Annotated in this window: 21 protein-coding genes and 1 pseudogene; 11 read left to right on the top strand and 11 right to left on the bottom strand. The window is 71.2% G+C overall.

Going from position 1 to position 21,361, the window contains the following annotated elements:
• Window positions 1-273 precede the first annotated feature (273 nt).
• Window positions 274-1,167 carry a hypothetical protein gene (locus ACEXOX_RS11335; RefSeq protein WP_406520301.1) on the bottom strand — a complete coding sequence of 298 codons (894 nt, stop codon included), beginning with the start codon at window positions 1,165-1,167 and terminating at the stop codon, window positions 274-276.
• Between the two features lie 102 nt (window positions 1,168-1,269).
• On the opposite strand from ACEXOX_RS11335, the gene ACEXOX_RS11330 reads away from it, so the two are divergent.
• Window positions 1,270-1,785, top strand: coding sequence for a GNAT family N-acetyltransferase (locus ACEXOX_RS11330; RefSeq protein WP_406520299.1), 516 nt, complete (start codon window positions 1,270-1,272; stop codon window positions 1,783-1,785).
• A gap of 43 nt (window positions 1,786-1,828) precedes the next feature.
• Here ACEXOX_RS11330 and ACEXOX_RS11325 read toward each other — a convergent pair whose 3' ends face one another.
• Complete coding sequence (locus ACEXOX_RS11325; RefSeq protein WP_406520297.1) at window positions 1,829-2,779, bottom strand: inositol monophosphatase family protein; 951 nt, start codon at window positions 2,777-2,779, stop codon at window positions 1,829-1,831.
• Window positions 2,780-2,916: 137 nt separating this feature from the next.
• Here ACEXOX_RS11325 and ACEXOX_RS11320 point away from each other — a divergent pair, with 137 nt between their 5' ends.
• Window positions 2,917-3,978, top strand: coding sequence for an AsnC family transcriptional regulator (locus ACEXOX_RS11320; RefSeq protein ID WP_406520295.1), 1,062 nt, complete (start codon window positions 2,917-2,919; stop codon window positions 3,976-3,978).
• 183 nt (window positions 3,979-4,161) lie between these two features.
• Window positions 4,162-4,538 (top strand): annotated as a pseudogene (locus tag ACEXOX_RS11315) (VOC family protein); the annotation flags it as partial.
• A 553-nt stretch (window positions 4,539-5,091) separates the two neighbouring features.
• Here ACEXOX_RS11315 and ACEXOX_RS11310 read toward each other — a convergent pair.
• Together ACEXOX_RS11310 and ACEXOX_RS11305 are read right to left on the bottom strand one after the other, a co-directional pair.
• Entirely contained in the window at window positions 5,092-5,832 is a 741-nt protein-coding gene (locus ACEXOX_RS11310; RefSeq protein WP_406520294.1) for a DUF4097 family beta strand repeat-containing protein, read from the bottom strand.
• A gap of 199 nt (window positions 5,833-6,031) precedes the next feature.
• Complete coding sequence (locus tag ACEXOX_RS11305) at window positions 6,032-6,955, bottom strand: sigma-70 family RNA polymerase sigma factor (RefSeq protein WP_406520292.1); 924 nt, start codon at window positions 6,953-6,955, stop codon at window positions 6,032-6,034.
• Between the two features lie 92 nt (window positions 6,956-7,047).
• Between ACEXOX_RS11305 and ACEXOX_RS11300 the strand changes: the two genes are divergently transcribed.
• On the top strand, window positions 7,048-7,623 hold the full coding sequence (locus tag ACEXOX_RS11300) for a carboxymuconolactone decarboxylase family protein (RefSeq protein WP_406520290.1): 576 nt from the start codon (window positions 7,048-7,050) through the stop codon (window positions 7,621-7,623).
• 63 nt (window positions 7,624-7,686) lie between these two features.
• On the opposite strand, the gene ACEXOX_RS11295 is transcribed toward ACEXOX_RS11300, so the two are convergent.
• Both ACEXOX_RS11295 and ACEXOX_RS11290 read right to left on the bottom strand, forming a co-directional pair.
• Entirely contained in the window at window positions 7,687-8,319 is a 633-nt protein-coding gene (locus ACEXOX_RS11295) for an AAA family ATPase (protein ID WP_406520288.1), read from the bottom strand.
• Window positions 8,320-8,441: 122 nt separating this feature from the next.
• Window positions 8,442-9,665 carry a beta-ketoacyl-[acyl-carrier-protein] synthase family protein gene (locus tag ACEXOX_RS11290; protein ID WP_406520286.1) on the bottom strand — a complete coding sequence of 408 codons (1,224 nt, stop codon included), beginning with the start codon at window positions 9,663-9,665 and terminating at the stop codon, window positions 8,442-8,444.
• Between the two features lie 359 nt (window positions 9,666-10,024).
• Between ACEXOX_RS11290 and ACEXOX_RS11285 the strand changes: the two genes are divergently transcribed.
• Window positions 10,025-12,247, top strand: coding sequence for an NADP-dependent isocitrate dehydrogenase (locus ACEXOX_RS11285; protein ID WP_406520284.1), 2,223 nt, complete (start codon window positions 10,025-10,027; stop codon window positions 12,245-12,247).
• A 147-nt stretch (window positions 12,248-12,394) separates the two neighbouring features.
• On the opposite strand, the gene ACEXOX_RS11280 is transcribed toward ACEXOX_RS11285, so the two are convergent.
• Window positions 12,395-13,507 (bottom strand): FAD-dependent oxidoreductase, encoded by a 1,113-nt coding sequence (locus ACEXOX_RS11280; protein ID WP_406520282.1) that lies wholly within the window; start codon window positions 13,505-13,507, stop codon window positions 12,395-12,397.
• Between the two features lie 137 nt (window positions 13,508-13,644).
• Here ACEXOX_RS11280 and ACEXOX_RS11275 point away from each other — a divergent pair, with 137 nt between their 5' ends.
• Entirely contained in the window at window positions 13,645-14,271 is a 627-nt protein-coding gene (locus ACEXOX_RS11275; protein ID WP_406520280.1) for a TetR/AcrR family transcriptional regulator, read from the top strand.
• 58 nt (window positions 14,272-14,329) lie between these two features.
• On the opposite strand, the gene ACEXOX_RS11270 is transcribed toward ACEXOX_RS11275, so the two are convergent.
• Window positions 14,330-15,106, bottom strand: a complete 777-nt coding sequence (locus ACEXOX_RS11270) for a LysR family transcriptional regulator substrate-binding protein (protein ID WP_406520279.1) — start codon at window positions 15,104-15,106, stop codon at window positions 14,330-14,332.
• A gap of 58 nt (window positions 15,107-15,164) precedes the next feature.
• On the opposite strand from ACEXOX_RS11270, the gene ACEXOX_RS11265 reads away from it, so the two are divergent.
• The gene (locus ACEXOX_RS11265; RefSeq protein WP_406520277.1) at window positions 15,165-15,596 is read left to right on the top strand and encodes a DUF5997 family protein; all 432 of its coding nucleotides are present in this window, start codon (window positions 15,165-15,167) and stop codon (window positions 15,594-15,596) included.
• A 147-nt stretch (window positions 15,597-15,743) separates the two neighbouring features.
• On the opposite strand, the gene ACEXOX_RS11260 is transcribed toward ACEXOX_RS11265, so the two are convergent.
• The 3 genes from ACEXOX_RS11260 to ACEXOX_RS11250 all read right to left on the bottom strand — a co-directional run bounded on the left by ACEXOX_RS11260 (window position 15,744) and on the right by ACEXOX_RS11250 (window position 16,695).
• Window positions 15,744-15,878: a hypothetical protein gene (locus ACEXOX_RS11260; protein WP_406520275.1), complete on the bottom strand. Its 135-nt coding sequence runs from the start codon at window positions 15,876-15,878 to the stop codon at window positions 15,744-15,746.
• 299 nt (window positions 15,879-16,177) lie between these two features.
• On the bottom strand, window positions 16,178-16,396 hold the full coding sequence (locus tag ACEXOX_RS11255; RefSeq protein WP_406520273.1) for a hypothetical protein: 219 nt from the start codon (window positions 16,394-16,396) through the stop codon (window positions 16,178-16,180).
• Window positions 16,354-16,695, bottom strand: coding sequence for a hypothetical protein (locus ACEXOX_RS11250; protein ID WP_406520271.1), 342 nt, complete (start codon window positions 16,693-16,695; stop codon window positions 16,354-16,356). The genes ACEXOX_RS11255 and ACEXOX_RS11250 overlap by 43 nt, the downstream gene beginning before the upstream one ends.
• Before the next feature lie 213 nt (window positions 16,696-16,908).
• Here ACEXOX_RS11250 and argC point away from each other — a divergent pair, with 213 nt between their 5' ends.
• From argC to ACEXOX_RS11230, 4 genes are read left to right on the top strand one after another with little or no spacing between them, the layout of a single operon-like run.
• Window positions 16,909-17,937, top strand: coding sequence for an N-acetyl-gamma-glutamyl-phosphate reductase (argC, locus tag ACEXOX_RS11245; protein WP_406520269.1), 1,029 nt, complete (start codon window positions 16,909-16,911; stop codon window positions 17,935-17,937).
• Entirely contained in the window at window positions 17,934-19,088 is a 1,155-nt protein-coding gene (gene argJ / locus ACEXOX_RS11240) for a bifunctional glutamate N-acetyltransferase/amino-acid acetyltransferase ArgJ (protein ID WP_406520268.1), read from the top strand. The genes argC and argJ overlap by 4 nt, the downstream gene beginning before the upstream one ends.
• Window positions 19,085-20,077, top strand: coding sequence for an acetylglutamate kinase (gene argB, locus ACEXOX_RS11235; RefSeq protein ID WP_406520266.1), 993 nt, complete (start codon window positions 19,085-19,087; stop codon window positions 20,075-20,077). Before argJ ends, argB begins: the two co-directional genes overlap by 4 nt.
• Window positions 20,078-20,082: 5 nt before the next feature.
• Window positions 20,083-21,339: an acetylornithine transaminase gene (locus ACEXOX_RS11230; protein ID WP_406526297.1), complete on the top strand. Its 1,257-nt coding sequence runs from the start codon at window positions 20,083-20,085 to the stop codon at window positions 21,337-21,339.
• The last annotated feature ends 22 nt before the right edge of the window (window positions 21,340-21,361 follow it).

Genomic DNA, 21,361 nt, shown 5'->3' with positions numbered 1-21,361 from the left:
GCCGGGAGCCCTCAAGAGCTAACCAGCAGGCAGCGATCAGTGCAATGGTGCTGCGGCGGCGCAGTGGTGCTGGGGCGGCGGGTGGGACACTGGCGCCCCGCCCGTACGTCAGGGGGCAGCGCCACCAGGTTCTTGCCGAGTGCGGGCGCCGAAGCCCCGTCCTGTAAAGGGCTGTTGATCCTCTTCAGGCTGGTCACCGCCGGCGCGGCGGGCGGCTCGGGCGGCTTGGGCGGCGGTCCGGTGCAGGTGCAGCTGCCCGGAGCGTTGTTCCCGTTACGTCCCTTCTGTCACCCCTGTGCGCCCACGGCCCGTATCCGGCCGGGCCGCCGCATGCCACCAGACGCGCAGCGGCCCGACCGGCCGGAACCCGTTCGCCACCGCTGCCACCAGGTCGTCGCCGGACTCGTAGCCGACGACCGGCAGACCGGGCCATCGGGCAGTCACGGCGGAGAGGCAGCCGGCCCAGGTGTCCCGAGGCTCGATGCCCGCATCCGCGGCTCCGGGGGCGGTGAAGACGTTGGACAGGCCGACCACTTCGCCGCTGAGGGTGGCGATGGCTCCGGCCAGGATGGTGCCGCTGGTGCTGGTGCTGGTGCTGGTGCTGGTGCTGGTGCTCGGGCTGGCGCTGGGATCGGTGTCGGCGGGCCGGGCGCGCAGGAAGTGGGTGGCGTCGTCCGCGAGCAGTTCCGGCTGGAACGGGCCGTAATCGCCCGGTTCCGCTCCCCACGCGGCGGCCCAGTCGGACAGGTCACCGGGCGTGGCGACCACGTCCCAAGCCATCGGGCGGACGAGGGCTGTTGCCGGTGCTTGGGCCGGCCGGTGGATCCACTGGGCCTCGAAGAGCACCTCGAAGCCCGCCGAAGTCAGATCCAGGCACGCGAAGCTGTCCTTGACCGAGCAACCGGGGGAGGCCGTGTCGATACGGGACAGGAGCTCTGCGGCGGCATCGGCGGAAGTACCGAGGCGGTGTGTCAGCGTCACGGCGTCCGGGTAGAGCGGGGGAGTACGGCGGGGGCTGGCCCAGGCGCCGCCGCCGAAGTCACTCCGTAGGCCGTGGGCGCGGCAGACCGCATCGCACCACTCGGCGTTGTTACGAGCTGCCGCACGCACCCGGGCGGCGCGCTCGGTCACGTCCGCCACGGCTGTGGTGGCCCCCGGATCGTTCATGCGCCGATCATGGCATGCGGGCAACTTTTGCTCACTACCTTCACGTTGCCCGCGGCCGCGACCTCCCGCTCCGTGTCAGAGCGGATCGCTAGCCTGTCAGGCATGAATCAGAGAAACAGTGATGTCACCGCGCACGACGGCCAGACCGACGGCATCGACGGTACCGACCGTATCGACGACACCGACGGCTACGAGGTCAGGCCCGGCGTCCCGACGGCCGACGCGTACCGGCGACTGCGCCGGGCGACCGGCCTCGGCGCCAAGTCGGCCGAGGGCGCGGCGATCGGCCTCCCGAACACCTGGTACGGCGTCACCGTGCACGCGTCGCCGGGGCTCGCGGACGACGCAGACCCCGTCGGCATGGGCCGGATCATCGGCGACGGCGGCTGCTTCTTCCAGATCGTCGACATCTGCGTACTGCCCCAGCACCAGGGCCACGGCCTGGGCAAGCGCATCATGGCCGCGCTCACCGCCGAACTGGAGCGCCGCGCACCGGCGGGCGCCTACGTGTCCCTGATCGCCGACGGTGACGCCCGCCACCTCTACGCCAAGTTCGGCTTCACCGAGACGGCCCCGGCCTCGGTAGGCATGGAGTTCACGCCCCGACCGGCCTACTGAGGCCGGCCGAGCACGGCCCCGCCGCGCCAGCCGCCGGCCCCGATTACGACTCCAACGGAGCAGGCAGCACAGGCAATTCATTCGGCGCAGACGAGCCAGACAGAGCAGACGGGGCAGGCGGGTCAAGCACGGCAGACGGGGCAGGCGGGGGAACCAGAGCGGCAGACCGGTTCAGCAGACCCAGCAACTCACCGTGCAACCCGCGTGGCGCGACGAGGAAACCGGGCGCTCCGGCCTGCCACGGCCGGCCCGTCGTGTCGGAGACGACAGCTCCCGCCTCGCGGGCAACCAGCGCACCGGGCAGCAGATTGGCATCGTCCCGGCCGTACTCCCAGAACGCGTCCAGCCGCCCTGCCGCCGTGTCGGCGATCTGCCACGAGGTGGGGCCCAGGTTCCGGACGGCCCCCACGGCGGGCAGCACGGCGGCGAGCGACCGGCCCGCCGCCGCCACGGCCGCGGGTTGCCCCGCGGCGAAGGGCGGGTGGCTGGTGCCGACGAGGGCCGCCTCCAGCCGGGTCCGGGTCGACGGGGTGATCCTCTCGCCGTTGCGGGTGGCACCGTGCCCGGCGGCGGCGAGATACGTCTCGCCGAGCAGCGGCGCGTGCAGGGCCGCGGCCACCGGCTCACCGTCCCGCACCAACGCGAGGCTGACACAGAAGTAAGGCAGATCCTGCATGAACTGCACCGCGCCGTCGATCACGTCCACCATCCACACGTCCCCTTCCGCAGGCAGCTCGGAAGCCGGGGTGGCGCCCGGGCTCCGGTCGTCGTGCAATTCCTCGGCCCAGGGGACGCCGGGCAGCAGCGCGTCCAGATGCCGTCGTATGACGCCAACGGCCGGAGCTTCCAAGGCCAGGTAAGCGGCGGCCAGTTCCTCCATGGTGTCGGCGGGCGCGGCGGCACGGCGCGGAGTGGTGAGCAGGAGCGCACCGACTTCGTGGGCGGCGGCCGCCATCGGGGCGAGCAGGGACGCGTACGTCATGAGCTTCTCCATGTGAGCAGCAGACTCTTCCCCGGCACCAAGGGCAGCGGCCCTCAGCCGACGCCGGGACTGGTTGATGCCGTCGATCCTGCGCCGAGAAGGCCACAACCGGACTCTCCACCCGACCAGAGTGAGCGAAACTGTCTCCCGTGCCCCAGAAACCGAGCGATCCCGCTCCCTCTCCCGCTTCCTCCCCCTCGCGTAGCGCCTCACCCGTCCTCGGACTCCGTGACCAGCGCCTGATCGCCGCGCTGCAGTGCGACGGGCGGCTGAGCGCCGAGCGGGCCGCCGAGGTACTGGGGGAGAACCCCCGGACGGTGCACCGCCGCTGGCAGGCACTGACTGGCGACGGCACGGTCAAGGTGATCGCCCAGCCCGTGCGCCCCGACTCGGTCGGTGCGCTGCTGCTACGCATCAAGGTGCTCAAGGGAAAACTCGACGCTCTCACCGCCGCCCTGGCCGCCCGCCCGGACATCCCTTTCATCGATTTGTCGGCCTCGGGCGACGAGATCTCCGCGGTCGCGTTCACCGAACCAGGAACCCGTGACCATCTGGTGTTCCGGCAGTTGCCGGCCACATCGGCGGTGGCGTCCGTGTCCGCGGCCACCGTGCTGCACGTGTTCTCCGAGGCTTCCGACTGGCGCCACGACGTCCTGACCGCCGAGGAACGCGCCGCCCTGACCCCGGCGCCCGCCCCTTCCGCATCCACATCCGCATCCGTACCGTCTGCCGCTTCCGGTCCTGGATCCGGCCCTGGACCCGCCCCCAGAACCGGAGGCGACTTCGATGCCGTCGACACCGACATCCTGGCCGCCTTGAGCGACGACGCCCGCACCCCGGCGGCGGCGATCGCCGCCCGGACCGGGCACCCAGCCTCCACGGTCCGGCGCCGCCTCGCCCGCCTGATGGCCGACGGCCGGCTCAGCACGCAGGTGGCGGTGGACCCCAGGCGCTTGGGCCTGTTCATCGACGCCAACGTGATGATGCAGGTGCCCCCGGATCACCTGGACGCCGTGGGCCGCACCCTGGCCCGACACCCCGCCGTACACGGCGCGTTCGCCACCAGCGGCACCGCGAACCTGCACGCCGCCGTCTGGCTGCCGGACCTGGCCGCCCTGTACCGGCTGATCACCGACGACCTGACGGGCCTGGGCATCGCCGGCGTCGAAACCGTCATCGTCGGCCACGCGGTCAAACGTCCCGGCAGATGACCCGACCCCCGAACAGCATCAGCCGACATCGGACCGCAGGGGTCGGCACCGGCCGGCACCGAAAGGTCGCTCGACGAAATCAGAGGCGCGGCTTACCATCGGCGGCGACGGCATCGCGTGTCGGTCACCGACCGGGTGAGGCATGGAGGTGTCCGTGAGTTTGCCTTACGGAGGCATTCCACAGTGTCAGTGCAGTTGAACCACATCATCATCCACTCCCGGGACAACCGGGAATCCGCCACCTTCCTGGCGTACATCCTCGGGCTCGACATCGGTACGGAGTGGGGCCCCTTCCTCCCGGTGGACACCGCGAACGGTGTCACTCTGGACTTCGCCACGATCCCGGCGGAGTCGATCACCATGCAGCACTACGCGTTCCTCATCAGCGAGGACGAATTCGACACCGCCTTCGCGCGGATCCAGCAGGCCGGCCTCACCTACTACGCCGACCCGCACGGGAAGCAGCCGGGGAGATCAATCACAACGACGGCGGACGCGGCGTCTACTTCTTCGACCCGGCGGGCCACGCGATGGAGATCATCACCCGCCCGTACGGAGGCGGCGCCCCGGAAGAAACATCGGGCGCCCCGGAAGAGACGTCCGGCGTCCCGGAAGCGGTACAGGGCAGGGCGGTAGAGGTATCGGGCGGCGCCGAAGTGGACTCGTCAGCCTGAGCAGCACCCGGCCGCAGCCCCGCCGGGGGGAGCATTGATCCACCCAGGCACCTGAGCCCGTGACGGGGGCGGGCGCCCGCGAAATCAATCCGCGGGCGCCCGCACGACGGCCCCGCACGACGGCCCCGCACCTTCCCCCTTTCCCCTCCCCCCCGCCCCACCCACCCCCGTGCCGAGTGCGTCCAACCGTGTGCGTCAGTAGGACAGCTCCGTGCCCTGCCTCCGCCTCATGCCGGCCCGTACGAAAGTCCCCGTGTCCCGCATCCGTACGACAGCCCTGTCTGACCCCGTCTCATGCACGTCCGCAGGGCAGTCCCATGCCCCACCCCATCTCGTGCGCGTCCGCACGGCAGCCCCGCGCCCCTCCTCACTCACGCGCTTCCGCCGCGATGGCTCCGTGCCCCGCCTCCTCCTGCCGGGTGTCATGCGGTTCGGGTGGTCAGCCTTGCTTGACCGTGATGGCTCCGTTCGTCGTGGTGAGGTCGAGTCGGTAGGCACCGGCCGGGTCGTTGGGCACGGCCAGGCTTTTGTGGCCGTTGTCGGTCTCGGCGGCTATTCGGTAGCGGTGGGGCTGCCCGCCTGGCACGGTGAGGCTGATCGCGCCGTTCGACGTCTCGGCCCGGACGTTCTGCGGGGACTCCGTGACGAGGTCGATGGCACCGTTGCTGGTCCGTGCCCGTGTTCCGTCCCCCTTCAAGCCGCGCCCGTAGATCCGGCCGTTGGAGGTACGGACGTCCACCGCGCCACTCACACCGTTCAAGTTCACCGCGCCGGAACTGGTGGTTACGTGTACCGAACCGACCTCCGAGAGGTTCACCGCGCCGGACGAGGTTTCCCCTGTCACCGGGAGGCCCGCCGGCACGACGACCGTGTAATGCACCGAGCAGTCGTCCCCGCAGCCGCCGAGCAGCAGCACACCGTTCTCCACGCGATGGCTCGCCTTCTCGGGCCGCTCGCCCCGATACCGCAGCTCGCGGTGGACCGACACCGTGTCGAGGGACTTCTTGCCGCGCAGGGTGAGGCCACCCGAACCGCTGCCCAGGCGTATGGACTTGATGTCGGTGGAGTGCTCGGCATCGTCCTCGTACGTGGAGCGGTCCGTGAGCTCGCATGCGCCGAGCCCGGTCACAGTGATACCGGCCAGCGCGACGGCTGCGAGGACTCGGAGATGACGACGCACGGTTTCCCCTTGGTTCAGTGCACGGCGTGCCGCGCACAGGTCGCGTGCGCGGTGCGGTCGCCGCGCCTTTCGGTGCAACGGTCTTCAGGTTAGAGCGCTGTCCACAGCCGCGACCATGAGGAAAACCCCCGCTTTCACCTGCGGAACTCCACAGTGCCGCGGGGAGACGTTCCTGCCGCCTGCCGCCTGCCGCCTGCCGTCAGCCGTCCGCGCCGAGCGCCGTCAGGTCCAGCCCCCGCAGCCGTTCCGGATCCGCGAGGATGTCGATCGCGACGATCTTCCCGCCCACGACGGTCAGGCCCATCACCGACAACGGCGCTCCGTCCACGACCGTGACCACCCCCGCGGCCCCGTTCACCAGCGCGTACCGCGCACCGTGCGCAGTACGCCGGAAAGCGAGCGCCCGTCCCGCCACCTCGTGCGCCCCGCGAACGGTCCTGGCCAGCCCCGGGAACCCGGCGCCCGTGTCGGCACGGAGCACCACGTCCGGATCGAGGACCGCGAGCAACGCCTCGAAATCACCGTCCCGTGCGGCGGCGAGGAAAGCGTCGACCACCTCGCGCTGCCGGACGAGACCCGAGTCGGGCACGGCAGCCGTGTTCCGCACCCGGCGGCGGGCCCGGCTGGCGAGCTGGCGGGCCGCGGCCGGAGTGCGCCCGACGACGGGCCCGATCTCGTCGAACGGCACTCCGAACATGTCATGCAGGACGAACGCGAGACGTTCGGCAGGTGCCAGTGTTTGGAGCACCACCAGCAGGGCGAGCCCGACGGCGTCGGCCAGCAGCGCCTGTTGCTCCGGATCGGTCCCGTCCGTACCGCTGCCGCCACTCCCGCCGCCGACGGTGGCGCTGCTGATGACGGGGTCGGGCACCCGTACGTCGAAAGGCTCCTCGCCGCGCGCCGTACGCGTCCGCAGCAGATCCAGGCACACCCGGCCGACGACGGTCGTCAGCCAGCCACCGAGGTTCGCCACGTCGCTGACGTCGGAGCGGCTGAGCCGCAACCAGGCTTCCTGCACGGCGTCGTCCGCCTCGCTCAGCGAACCGAGCATCCGGTACGCCACCGCCCGCAGATGCGCCCGGTGTTCCTCGAAGCGCTTCGCCAGGAATTCTTTCTCGTCCACCTGTCACATTCTCCCGTCGTGTTCCGTCAGAACGATGACGGACCGTTTCCCCTCGATGTGACGGACCGCCCCGCAGGACAGGAGACATGATCATGCAGAGCACACAGAGCACACAGAGCACACAGAGCACACAGAGCACACAAAGCACACAGGACGCGCAGGGCGCACAGGACACGAAGACTGCACAGGACCCGCAGGGCTCGCAAACTCCCGTACAAGCGCGGATCTCGAACCCGGCCCTGCTCCTCCCCGGCGTCATGGAACCCGTCCTCGCCGTCCTCAAGTCGGTCAAGAAAGCCGGTGTCCCGCAGACCACGCTCGATCTGGTCCACCTGCGGGCGAGCCAGATCAACGGATGCAGCTACTGCGTGCACGGCGGCACGCTGCAGGCCCAGAAGGCCGGTGAGCGTGACGAGCGGCTGCACACCGTGGCGGCGTGGGCCGACGCGCCCTTCTTCACCCCGGCCGAGCGCGCCGCGCTGGCGCTCACCGAGGCCGTGACCCGGCTCAGCGACCGTACCGACCCGGTGCCGGACGCGGTCTGGAACGAGGCCGTGGCGCACTACGACGAACGGCAGCTCGCCGCTCTGGTCCTCATGATCGGTATGACGAATTTCTTCAACAGGGTCAACGTCAGCACCCGGCAGATCGCGGGCGCTGCCTGGTAAGGGCCCGACCGACCCGCCGACCGGGCTCGCCGACCGAACTGATCGGGCGGGCCGGCGGCCGGGTCAGCCGAAGCGGATGTGCTTGACGCTCGTCCACGTACGGCGCAGCCGCCCGCGGAGCGCGCTGTCGGTGTCGGGGGCCAGCTCCAGCCCGGCCGAGGCGGCGATACGGTCGGCGACCTGCGCGACCGTACGCCGGTCGGTCCACACGTGCTCGCTGAACTCCGGCCCGCTCAGCCGCTCCAGACAGTGGTCCAGCTTCGATACGGCGAAGCTCTCCCGCCGCAACGGGGTGTCCTTGCCGGCGACGAACCCCACGACATGCCCGAAGCCGCGCTCCCGCAGCCGCCGCAGCACCGTCCGCCGGTCGGCGAGCAGTGCGAAGTGCCGGACATCGTGGCCGCGGGCGCGCAGTCGGCCGACGATCTCGTCGAAGTAGGACGTTTCCACGAGCGTCATCGGGGCGATCACTGTGCCCGGGTGCTTGGTCAGGGCCAGGTCCAGTACCTCGTGGACGCCCTGCCGCCAGGCCGGGAGGTCCTGGAAGTCGCCGCGCAGGGCCGGCGGCGTCATCCGGTGCAGGCCGAAGCCGACGTGCTCGGGGTCGCAGATGACGCTGCCGGGGAGCCGGCGCTGGATCTCGTGTGCGGTCTGCGTCTTGCCGCCGCCGAACGGGCCGTTGATCCACAGGAGCATGGGCGGCACTCTACGAGCACGGGCTCCCGTAGAGCGAGGGCACTCCGCTCCCCATATCCCGCTCCCCGCTCCCCATGCCCCGCTCCCCGCTCCCCATGCCCCGCTCCCCGTACCCCGCCCCCTCAGGTCGCCGCCGTGAACACCAGGCACGCGTTGTGCCCCCCGAAGCCGAAGGAGTTCGTGAGGGCGGCGGACACGGCGCCCTCACGCGGCTCTCCCGTGACGACGTCGAGGCCGACCTCCGGGTCGAGGGTGTCGACGTTCTGCGTCGCGGGGACGACACCATCGCGTACGGCGAGGATCGCGGCGAGCGCGCCTGCCGCTCCGGCCGCCCCGAAGAGGTGGCCGGTCATCGACTTGGTCGCGGTGACGGACGGGTGGGTACCGATGGCCTCCGTGATCGACCGGGCCTCCGCGAGGTCGCCCAGGGGCGTGGACGTCGCATGGGCGTGCACATGCTCGATGTCGCGCGGGGACAGCCCGGCGGCGGACAGGGCCAGCCGCATCGCGCGGACCTGCCCCTCGGGGTGCGCGGCCGTGATGTGGTGGGCGTCCGAGGTGACGCCCGCGCCCGCGAGGGTGGCGTGCGCGCGGGCCGCGCGGGCGGCGGCGAAACCGGCACGTTCCAGAACGACCACGGCCGAACCTTCGCCGATCACGAAACCGTCCCGGTCGACGTCGAACGGGCGCGACGCCAGCTCCGGCTCGTCGTTGCGCGTCGAATGCGCCTTGGCCTGGGCGAAGCCCGCCAGCGGCAGCGGGTGGACGCACGCCTCGGTCCCGCCCGCCACCACCACGTCCGCCCGGCCGAGCCGGATCAGGTCCAGACCCATGGCTATGGCCTCGGCCCCGGAGGCACAGGCGCTGACCGGGGTGTGGGCGCCGCCGCGCGCTCCCAGTTCGATGCTGACCCAGGCGGCGGGTCCGTTCGCCATCAGCATGGGAACGGTGTGCGGGGACACCTTCCGTACGCCGGACGTTTCGAGTACGTCGTCCTGGCCGAGCAGGGTGAGCGCGCCGCCCGTACCCGTACCGATCACCACGGCCAGCCGTTCCGGATCGACGGCCGGCGCGCCCGCGTCGGCCCAGGCCTCGCGGGCCGCCACGAGCGCGACCTGTTCACACCGGTCCATGCGCCGGGCCTGCACCCGGTCCAGGACCGTACCGGGCTCGACCGCGAGCCGGCCCGCGATCCGTACCGGCAGCCCGGCCGCCCACTCCTCCTCGATGGCGCTGATGCCGGACCGCCCGGCCAGCATGGCGTCCCAGGTGGAGGCGGCGTCTCCGCCCAGTGGCGTGGTGGCGCCGAGCCCGGTGACCACCACGTCCTCGGTGACGGTACGCATGAGATGAACCCCCTGTGTCATCAGATGAACCCCCTTTGTCGTATGGAGACAACTTCCCGGACCGCGTCGGGCCGGGAAATGATCAACTCGATGTTCACTCTGCCAGGGGATTACTAAGGTGGCAGGTGGCAGCTTCCACGGAGTTCGCGGGTGGGGGGTTGTGGGAACCATGCAAAGCAGTCGCGGTGAAACGGCGCGTTCGCGTCGGCTGCCGGGCGAGCGGTGACGAGGAAGATCCGCCGGGAACCCGATCCATGACCCCGCCCGGAACCCCGACAGCCCAGGGCCCTTCCTGTGGATACCCGATCACGAGATATCTTGATGTCGAGCAATGTTGCAGACGTGGAGCGGAGCACCCGGTGACTGACTCGACCATCATCTACACACACACTGACGAGGCCCCGGCCCTGGCGACGTATTCGTTCCTGCCGGTGATCGAGGCCTACGCCTCGACGGCCGGGGTCACGGTGGAGAGCCGTGACATCTCCCTGGCGGGCCGCATCATCGCCGGTTTCCCGGAGTGGCTCCAGGAGGAACAGCGCATCGACGACGCCCTCGCCGAGCTCGGTGAGCTGGCGAAGACGCCCGAGGCCAACATCATCAAGCTGCCGAACATCTCGGCCTCCATCCCGCAGCTCAAGGCGGCCGTCGCCGAGCTGCAGGAGCAGGGTTACGCGCTGCCGGACTACCCGGACGACCCCAAGACCGACGAGGAGCGCGACATCCGCGCCCGCTACGACAAGGTCAAGGGCAGCGCCGTCAACCCGGTGCTGCGCGAGGGCAACTCCGACCGCCGCGCCCCCGCCTCGGTGAAGAACTACGCCAAGGCCAACCCGCACCGGATGGGTGCCTGGTCGGCGGAGTCGAAGACCGAGGTCGCGCACATGAGCGGCGACGACTTCCGCTCCACCGAGAAGTCCGCGGTCATCGCCGAGGACGGCACGCTGCGCATCGAGCTGGCCGGTGACGACGGTTCGACCACCGTCCTGCGCGAGTCGGTACCGGTGCTCGCGGGCGAGGTCGTGGACGCCTCCGTCATGCGCGTCGCCGTGCTGCGCGAGTTCCTCAAGGAGCAGGTCGCCCGCGCCAAGGCCGAGGGCGTGCTGTTCTCGGTGCACCTCAAGGCCACGATGATGAAGGTCTCTGACCCGATCATCTTCGGTCACGTGGTGCGCGCCTTCTTCCCGAAGACCTTCGCCGCGTACGGTGACGTGCTCGCCCAGGCCGGCCTGACCCCGAACGACGGTCTGGGCGGCATCTGGAAGGGCCTGGAGTCGCTGCCCCAGGGCGAGGAGATCAAGGCCTCCTTCGATGCCGAGCTGGCCGAGGGCCCGGACCTGGCCATGGTCGACTCCCACCGGGGCATCACCAACCTGCACGTCCCCAGCGACGTCATCGTGGACGCCTCCATGCCGGCCATGATCCGCACCTCCGGCCACATGTGGAACAAGGACGACCAGGAGCAGGACGCCCTCGCCGTCATCCCGGACAGCAGCTACGCCGGCGTCTACCAGGCCGTCATCGAGGACTGCAAGGCCAACGGCGCGTACGACCCGTCGACCATGGGCTCGGTGCCCAACGTCGGTCTGATGGCGCAGAAGGCCGAGGAGTACGGCAGCCACGACAAGACCTTCGAGATCGCCACCACCGGTACGGTGCGGGTCCTCGACCAGGACGGCAACGCGGTCCTGGAGCAGACGGTCGCCACCGGCGACATCTTCCGCATGTGCCAGACCAAGGACGTGCCGATCCGCGACTGGGTCAAGCTGGCCGTCACCCGCGCCCGCGCGAGCGGCGACCCGGCCGTGTTCTGGCTGGACGAGGGCCGCGCGCACGACGCGAACCTCATCGCCAAGGTGAAGCAGTACCTCCCGGAGCACGACACCGAGGGCCTGCAGATCGAGATCATGTCGCCGGTCGAGGCCACGAAGTTCTCGGTCGAGCGCATCCGCCGCGGCGAGAACACCATCTCCGTCACCGGCAACGTGCTGCGCGACTACCTCACCGACCTGTTCCCGATCCTGGAGCTCGGCACGAGCGCCAAGATGCTGTCGGTGGTGCCGCTCATCAACGGCGGTGGCCTCTTCGAGACCGGCGCCGGCGGCTCCGCGCCCAAGCACGTCCAGCAGCTGGTCAAGGAGAACTACCTGCGCTGGGACAGCCTGGGTGAGTTCCTCGCGCTCGCGGTGAGCTTCGAGCACCTCGCGCAGAAGACGGGCAACGCGCGCGCCCAGGTGCTCGCCGACACCCTCGACCGCGCGACCGGCTCGTTCCTCGCCGAGAACAAGTCGCCCAGCCGCAAGCTCGGCGGCATCGACAACCGCGGCAGCCACTTCTACCTGGCCCTGTACTGGGCCCAGGAGCTGGCCAAGCAGACCGAGGACGCGCAGCTCGCGGAGTCCTTCGCGGCCCTCGCGGCGACGCTGGCCGAGCAGGAGCAGACGATCGTCGACGAGCTGATCGCCGTCCAGGGCTCGCCGGCCGACATCGGCGGCTACTACCAGCCCTCGGTGGCCAAGGCCGCGGCCGTCATGCGCCCGTCGCAGACGTTCAACCAGGCGCTCGCCACTCTCGGCAGCTGATACGGCGCCGGGCGGCACCGGCGGGCGGGCGCTCCCGTCCGCCGGCCGCCCGGCACCTGTGCGACGGGTCCGCCCCGGCCAGCAGTACTGCTGTCGGCCGGGGCGGACCCGTTTCCGTACGGCCCGCTCGGGCGGGCCGGAGTTCCCTCACGGCACCAAGTGCCTCAGGCCCTCCTCGCACTTCTTCGCCAAGTCGGCGGACCGGGGCAGCATCAGCTCCTCGTACGCACGCACCGCGTCGTCCACCCGCTCCGCGTCGACCAGCGCCTGCGCCAGGTCGGCGCCGTCGAGCAGCGCGTGGTTGACGCCCACACCGAGCGGCGGCATCAGGTGCGCCGCGTCACCCAGCAGCGTGACGCCCGGCACGTGCTCCCAGATGTGCGGTACGGGCAGCGCGTACAGCGGCCGGTTGGCGAAGCCGTGGTCACCGTTGAGCATGGCGTACCGCAGTCCCTCGGCCCATCCGTCGAGCCGCTCCCCGAGGTACGCGCGCATCGCCGCCGTGTCGTCCACGTCCAGCCCGGCGGCCGTCAGCCAGTCCTGCGGGGCCCGGAAGGCCACGTAGACGCGGATGTGGCCGTTGCTGTTCCGCTGGGCGAACATGATCGTCGCGCCGGACTCCGCCACCAGCGTGCCCGGGCCGACCAGCTGCGCGAGGTCGGGATGGCGTACGTCGCTGTCGTCGAAGCCGGTTTCGAGGAAGGCGACGCCCGTGTAGGCGGGAAGGGCGTCCGAGACGGCCGGGCGGACCCGCGACCACGCGCCGTCGGCACCGACGACCAGGTCGAAGTCCTCGAAGCCGCCGTCCGCGAACTCCAGACGGCAGGTGCCGTCACCGAGCGGCGTGGCGCCGCTGACGGCGCTTGCCCAGCGGACCGTCCCCGGCGCGAGCGAGTCCAGCAGCAGCTTCCGCAGATGTCCCCGGTCGATCTCCGGCCGGTACTCGACGCCCGCGCCCTCGTCCCCCGGAGGCCACTCCTGTTCCATGGCCGCCGCGGTGACATGGTCCACCTTCCGCCACTCCTGGCCCTCGGGGCGGGACAGGGCGTGGAACCGGTCGAGCAGCCCCGCCGCGCGCAGCGCCGCCTGGCCCGTATCCGGGTGCAGGTCGAGACTGCCGCCCTGGGAACGGGCGTCCGCGGACGCCTCGCGCTCGAAGACGGTGACGGAACGGCCGTGACGTTGCAGGACACGGGCACAGGTCAGGCCGCCGGGGCCGGCGCCGACGATCGCGACGCGGGCCGCACGGGTGGAATTCATGGGTCCCCCTCCAGGGGTGTGCGGAGCGCCGGACCGCACGTCCGGCGTCTCTCTCCAACTAAAAAAGCACACCCAATAAATAAGTGCAACGACTTAACCTTCTTACTCGATGCACCGCGCGGTAGTAAGCTGCACCCGTGACCCAACCCGTTCCCCGCATCGAGCCCCCGCCGCCCACCCAGGGCGCCGCTCCCGTCGGCCGCCGCGAACGCAAGAAGGCACAGACCCGCAAGGCGCTGGCCGACGCCGCCCTGCGGCTCTTCCTGGAGCGTGGCTACGAGCAGGTCGGCGTCAAGGAGATCGCCGATGCCGCCGACGTGTCGGTGACGACTCTGTTCAAGCACTTCGCCGGCAAGGAAGCGCTCGTCTTCGACCAGGAGGACGACATCGAGGCCGCCCTCGTCGCGGCCGTACGCGACCGGGCCCCCGGCCAGTCGGTTCTGCGGGCTCTGCGCGAGTACGTCCTGCTCTCCGAGAAGGACACCGCGCACCCGGAAATCGCCACGTTCGTCCGCCTGGTGTCCGAGACCCCGGCGCTACGCGACTACGCCCAGCGCATGTGGATGCGCCACGAATCGGCCCTGGCCCGCGCCATCGCCGAGGAGGTCGGCGCCCCCGAGGACGACGTCACCTGCGCCGCCCTGGCCCACTTCGCCCTCGCCTCCCGCACCCTCAACGGGCAGTACCCCGCCCCCCGCCGGGCCACCGAAGAAATCTTCGACCTGCTGGAGCGGGGGTGGGAGGCGGTCCGGCCGGGAAGCTGACCGGTCGGGCACGTCCGGGGAGGGCTGACCGGCCCGGCCCGTCCGGGAAGCTGACCGGTCAGCGGCGGGGCTTGCCCCGCTTGGCGCCCTTCGGAGCGCCGGAGCCGCCGCGCGGGCCGCGGGAGCCCTTGCCGACGGGCTTGCGCGCGGCGGGCTTCTGACGGGCGCCGCCCTTGGCCGGCTGCTTGGACTGCGACTTCGACGGGGCCGGGGCCGGAGCCTGGGCACGGCCGCGAGAGCTGTTGACGGTACGGCCGCGGACGATGCCGATGAAGTCCTCGACCTGGTCGGTGGTCCGCTCCTCCGGCCAGGCCAGCGCGACCTGGGACTGGGGGGCGTCCGTCAGCGTCCGGTACTTGAGGTCCTTGCGGTGGTGCAGCCGGGCCAGCGACTGCGGGACGACCAGCAGGCCGATGCCTGCCGCGACCAGCTCGATCGCGTCCGCCGTCGTCGCGGGCCGCTCGAACGCGGGCCGGCCCGGAGGGCGCTCCCAGTCGAGGGTGTCGTCGAGGGGATGCAGCACGATCTCGTCGGCCAGATCCTCGGTGGAGACCTCGTCGGCCGCCGTGAAGAGGTGGTCCTTCGGGACCACGACCACCGTCGTCTCCGTATAGAGGGGGATCGCGCTGAAGAACGTCCGGTCGGCCGGCAGCCGTACGAAACCCGCGTCGGCGCCGCCGTCCCGCAGCACGTCGTACGCCGCGCCCGCGGACGCCGCGACGAGTTCCAGCGGGATGCCGGGCAGCCGCTCGTTCCAGATACGCACCCACTTCGCGGGCGTCACCCCCGGGACGTACGCGAGCCGGAACGAGAGGGTTTCTTCCGAGCCTGTCACTCTGCCAGGTTACCGGTCGTGGTCAGCGGTAGCGCACACGATCGATACCCTTGACACCATGACGTCGCACCAGAACACCCAGACGATGAAGCCCGCGACCGCGGCGAAGAAGCTGGGTGTGTACCTCGAAGCCACCCCCGCCGCATTCCAGGAGGGTGTCGTCTCTCGCGCCGAGCTGAACGCGCTGCAGACCGACCCGCCCGAGTGGCTCCGGGAACTGCGGCTCAACGGCCCGCACCCGCGGCCCGTCGTGGCGGCGAAGCTCGGCGTCTCCATCTCGGGCCTCGCCCGCGGCGGAGTCACCGAGGCGCTCACCACGGAGCAGATCGACGCGCTGAAGGCGGAATCCCCCGAGTGGCTGCAGAAGGAACGCGCCACCCAGGCCGAGGTCCGCAAGGAAACCGTGCGGATCAAGGAGAAGCACAAGACGGAGCAGGCGAAGCGCGAGCAGCAGGATCAGCAGGACGGGCAAGACCAGCGGGACCGGTAGGAACGCAGATCAAGTAACGGGGCGCCGATACCGGCAGAAGAGGGGCGCGGGCGAGGGACAGAGCCCGCGCTCCCCTCACCCGCCCCGACGGGCCCCGGGCCCCGCCCCTCCGGCGCCCCGCTCCACCCCAACCGGCCCCGTCGCACGTCACCGTTCCCCGACCGGTGGCTGCCGGGCCAGGAACTCTTCGAACGCCGCCGCCTGCTCGGGGTCCATGAACCCCTGGCGCCCGTACTTGGCCTGTTCCTCAAGCCACTCCATCTCGGCGGCAGCCAGTTGCACGGTCACGACCGTCCCGCCCCGTTGGCGTGGGCGCGGGGTGGTCGGCGGTGCGGCGTGGGCGCAGGACCGTGAACTCGATTTCGACCGTGAGCTGTTGTTCGTCTCGGCGCTGTCGCACGACTTGGGACTCACCGACTCACCCCGCCGTTCGACAGTCACACGGTCCCCTTCGAGGAGGCCGACGGCCGGATCGCACCATGGCCAATTCGCTGGAACGTGCCTGATGGCTCGTGCGGTCGAACGGCGCCGGCGACGCGTCCGAAGACCACGCCCGGAAGCAGCCTGGTCCAGCAGCCGTCTCAGTCGTCGGCGGCCACGAGGAGGGTGAGGGTGCCCAGGCGGCGGTCGATGAGCACGAGTTCATGGAATTCGATGTGGATGGGGCCGTAGTCGTGCTGCGCGTCCTTGGGGAGAGCTCCGAGCGCGTACCGGCTCGTTGACTGGCGGATCGGGGTGCAGACCGTCTCGCGAAGCTTCAGGTCCAGGTCCGGGGGAGCGGGGCGCCGCTGGTGGCCCACGTGTGAATCGTGGCGGCCGCGCCCGACCGGTCGACGGCCGTGTAGGTGCCGGGCGTGATCCGGTTCGCCCACCACTGTCCGTGGCGTGGTTCGAGCCAGACGCCGGCTCCGTCGTAGGTGTCCCGGAACTCCGGGTGGGCGATCAGGGCGGCCAGCAAGTCCTGGTCGGTCGGCGAGCCGGACGGCAGGTGGAAGCGCTTGATGTGCACCCACCGGAATCCGTGGCCCCGCCCGTCCGGGAAGTCGTAGTCCTTGAAGTTGACGAAAGGGCTGTCCCAGTGGGTGAGCGCATGGTGCATACCGATCAGGATCACGCAGTGACCCGGGCGGTCAAAATCGTGGATGAGGCGCACCACCGCTGCCGCGGGGCCGCTTGCGACGCTCACCCCGGCCGGCTCGAGCACCCAGGAGCCGCCTCGGCGCTCACGCGCACCGTCCCCCGCACCACCCCCACCCGCCATTGCATAAACCTGCCACTATCCGTATAGTCATGCTCCCAAGGAGGAGGGTCCATGCCAGTACGAGCAGCAGTGGCCGGAGCGAGTGGCTATGCCGGGGGAGAGGTTCTGCGGCTGCTTCTGGGGCATCCGGAGGTCGAGATCGGCGCGGTGACCGCGCACGGCAACGCCGGGCAGCGCCTCGGGGCGGTGCAGCCGCACCTGGTGCCGTTGGCCGGGCGGGAGCTGGTGGCCACCACGGCCGAGGCGCTGGCCGGGCACGACGTCGTCTTTCTGGCGCTGCCGCACGGGCAGTCCGCCGCGGTGGCCGAGGCCCTGGGGCCCGAGGTGCTCGTCGTGGACTGCGGCGCGGACTTCCGCCTGGCGGACGCCGGTGACTGGGAGAAGTTCTACGGTTCGCCGCACGCCGGCACCTGGCCGTACGGGCTCCCCGAGCTGCCGGGCGCGCGGGAGGCGCTGCGCGGTTCGCGGCGCATCGCGGTGCCGGGCTGCTACCCGACGGCCGTCTCACTGGCCCTCTTCCCCGCGTACGCGGCGGGGCTCGCCGAGCCGGAGGCCGTCGTGGTCGCCGCCTCGGGTGCCTCCGGCGCGGGCAAGGCGCCCAAGCCGCACCTGCTGGGCAGCGAGGTGATGGGCTCGATGAGTCCGTACGGCGTGGGCGGGGTGCACCGGCACACGCCGGAGATGGCGCAGAATCTGGGCGCCGCGGCGGGGGAGCCGGTCACCGTCTCCTTCACGCCGACCCTCGCGCCCATGTCCCGCGGCATCCTCGCCACCTGCTCCGCCAAGGCCCGGCCCGGCGTGGACGGCGCCGACCTGCGGGCCGCGTACGAGAAGGCGCTGGGGGACGAACCGTTCGTCCAGCTGCTCCCGGAGGGGCAGTGGCCGTCCACCGCGGCCGTGTACGGGTCGAACACCGCGCTGGTACAGGTCGCGCTCGACGCGGCGGCCGGCCGGATCGTCGTGGTCAGCGCCATCGACAACCTGACGAAGGGCACCGCCGGCGGCGCGGTGCAGAGCATGAACATCGCCCTGGGCCTCGACGAGGCCACCGGGCTCTCTACGATCGGAGTCGCACCGTGAGCGTCACGGCAGCCAAGGGTTTCTCGGCGGCGGGCATCGCCGCCGGGATCAAGGAGAACGGGAACCCGGACCTCGCCCTGGTGGTGAACAACGGTCCGCGACTGGCCGCCGCCGGCGTCTTCACCGCCAACCGCGTCAAGGCCGCCCCGGTCCTCTGGTCGGAGCAGGTCCTCAAGGGCGGCCGGGTCTCGGCCGTGGTGCTGAATTCCGGCGGGGCCAACGCCTGCACCGGTCCCGAGGGCTTCCAGGACACCCACGCCACCGCGGAGAAGGCCGCCGAGGTTCTCAAGGGGCACAGCGCGGGCGAGGTGGCCATCGCCTCGACGGGGCTCATCGGCGTACGGCTGCCGATGGACAAGCTGCTGCCGGGGATCGAGAAGGCCGCCGTCGACCTGAGCGTGCACGGCGGGGAGAAGGCGGCCATCGCGATCAAGACGACCGACAGTGTGCACAAGACCGCAGTGGCCGGCGGGGACGGCTGGACGGTCGGCGGGATGGCCAAGGGCGCGGGGATGCTCGCGCCGGGGCTGGCCACCATGCTCGTCGTGCTGACCACCGACGCGGACCTGGAGCCGCCGGTCCTGGACCGGGCGCTGCGCGACGCGACCCGCACCACCTTCGACCGGGTCGACTCCGACGGCTGCATGTCCACGAACGACACGGTGCTGCTGCTGGCCTCGGGGGCGTCCGGGGTGGTTCCGGAGTACGACGCGTTCGCCGACGCGGTCCGCACGGTCTGCGACGACCTCGCGCGGCAGCTCATCGGGGACGCGGAGGGCGCGAGCAAGGACATCCGTATCGAGGTCGTCGGCGCGGCGAGCGAGGACGACGCGGTCGAGGTGGGCCGGTCCATCGCCCGGAACAACCTGCTGAAGTGCGCCATTCATGGTGAGGACCCGAACTGGGGGCGGGTACTGTCCGCCATCGGTACCACCTCGGCCGTCTTCGACCCGGACCGGCTGAACGTCGCCATCAACGACGTCTGGGTCTGCAAGAACGGTTCGGTGGGCGAGGACCGGGACCTGGTCGACATGCGCTACCGGGAGGTACGGATCACCGCCGATCTCAGCGCGGGCACCGAGTCCGCGGTGATCTGGGCGAACGACCTCACCGCCGATTACGTCCACGAGAACAGCGCGTACTCCTCATGAGCACCCGCAAGCACACCGCGCTGCCCAAGGCCCGCACCCTCATCGAGGCGCTGCCCTGGCTCACCCGCCACCACGGCAAGACCGTCGTCATCAAGTTCGGCGGCAACGCCATGGTCGACGAGGAGCTGAAGGCCGCCTTCGCGCAGGACGTCGTCTTCCTGCGGCACGCCGGGCTGCGGCCCGTCGTCGTACACGGCGGCGGCCCCCAGATCAGCGCCCAGCTGGACCGGCTGGGCCTGAAGTCGGAGTTCAAGGCGGGCCTGCGCGTCACCACGCCCGAGGCCATGGACGTCGTACGGATGGTGCTCGCCGGACAGGTGCAGCGCGAACTGGTCGGGCTGCTCAACCAGCACGGCCCGCTCGCCGTCGGCATGACCGGCGAGGACGCCCACCTGATGACCGCCACCCAGCACTACGCCGAGGTGGACGGCGAGCGGGTGGACATCGGGCGGGTCGGCGAGGTCACCGCGATCGACCCCGGCGCCGTGAAGGCCCTGCTGGACGACGGCCGCATTCCGGTCATCTCCTCCGTCGCCCGCAGCGCCGACGAGGGCGACGAAACCGGCGTCTTCAACGTCAACGCCGACACCGCCGCGGCGGCCCTGGCCGCGGCCCTCGGCGCCGAGACGCTGATGGTCCTGACGGACGTGGAGGGCCTGTACGAGGACTGGCCGCACAGCGACGAGGTGATCTCCCGGCTCACCGCCACCGAGCTGGAGAAGCTGCTGCCCGACCTGGCCAGCGGCATGGTGCCGAAGATGCGGGGCTGCCTGCACGCCGTACGCAACGGGGTGCACACCGCCCGGGTCATCGACGGGCGGGTGCAGCACTCGATCCTGCTGGAGATCTTCACCGACGAGGGGATCGGCACGATGGTCGTGCCGGACGGGCCGGCGGATGCCGCAGGCATCGCGGACATCAAGGGCAGCAGCGGGGCGGACATCGGCGCGGCGAACATGGGCGAGAGCGAGAAGGCGGGAGCGGCATGACCGGCATGAGCGACACGGCCACGGGGACGACGACCCGCACCACGTCCGATACGGCGGTGTCCAACACCGCACTCACCGAGCGCTGGCAGGGCGCCATGATGGACAACTTCGGCACCCCGCGCGTCCCCCTCGTACGCGGCGAAGGCGTCCGCGTCCAGGACGCCGACGGCAACGACTACCTCGACTTCCTCGGCGGCATCGCCGTCAACGCCCTCGGCCACGCGCACCCCGCCGTCGTGCGCGCCGTCTCCGAGCAGATCGCCACGCTCGGGCACGTCTCCAACTTCTTCGTCGCCGAACCGACCGTCGCGCTGGCCGAACGGCTGCTGCGGATCGCCGGCCGCCCCGGCCGGGTCTACTTCTCCAACTCCGGTGCCGAGGCCAACGAGGCCGCCTTCAAGATCGGGCGGCTGACCGGGCGTCCGCACATGGTCTCCACGACCGGCGGCTTTCACGGCCGCACCATGGGCGCCCTCGCGCTCACCGGCCAGCCCGCCAAGCAGGGCCCCTTCCGGCCGCTCCCCGGCGATGTCGACTTCGTGCCGTACGGGGACGCCGAAGCCCTGCGCGCGGCCGTCACCACCGACACCGCCCTGGTGATCATCGAACCGGTCCAGGGCGAGAACGGTGTCGTCGTACCACCCTCCGGCTACCTCGCCGCCGCCCGTGAGATCACCGCCGCCACCGGCACCCTGCTCGTCCTGGACGAGATCCAGACCGGCATCGGCCGTACGGGCCACTGGCTGGCCTCGCAGGCCCAGGGTGTCGAGGCCGACGTGATCACCCTCGCCAAGGGCCTCGGCGGCGGCCTGCCCATCGGCGCCACCCTCGCCTTCGGCCCCGCCGCCGGCCTGCTGACCCCCGGCTCGCACGGCTCGACGTTCAGCGGCAACCCGGTCGTGTGCGCGGGCGCGCTCGCCGTCCTCGACACCATCGAGGCCGACGGACTCCTCGACCACGTCAAGCGGGTCGGCGAGCGGCTGCGTGGCGGGATCGAGGCGTCGGCGCACCCGCTCGTCGGCCAGGTCCGCGGCGCGGGTCTCCTCCTGGGTATCGTCTTGTCCGAGCCCGTCGCACCGCAGGTGCAGCGAGCGGCTCAGGACGCGGGCCTCCTGGTGAACGCGGTCGCGCCGGACGTCGTCCGGCTCGCCCCGCCGCTGATCGTCTCGGACGACGAAGCGGATACGTTCCTCCGGAAGCTCCCCGCCGTCCTCGACGCGGCCCTCGCTGGGGCACACGGGGTACAACGATCCGGAGACTGACGACAACGATGACCGAGGCGCA

The organism is Streptomyces sp. Ac-502 (assembly GCF_045222935.1).
In the GTDB taxonomy this organism is placed as follows: domain Bacteria; phylum Actinomycetota; class Actinomycetes; order Streptomycetales; family Streptomycetaceae; genus Streptomyces; species Streptomyces monomycini.
The sequence above is the reverse complement of the archived record's forward strand: the minus strand, read 5'-3'. Positions and strand labels throughout refer to the sequence as shown.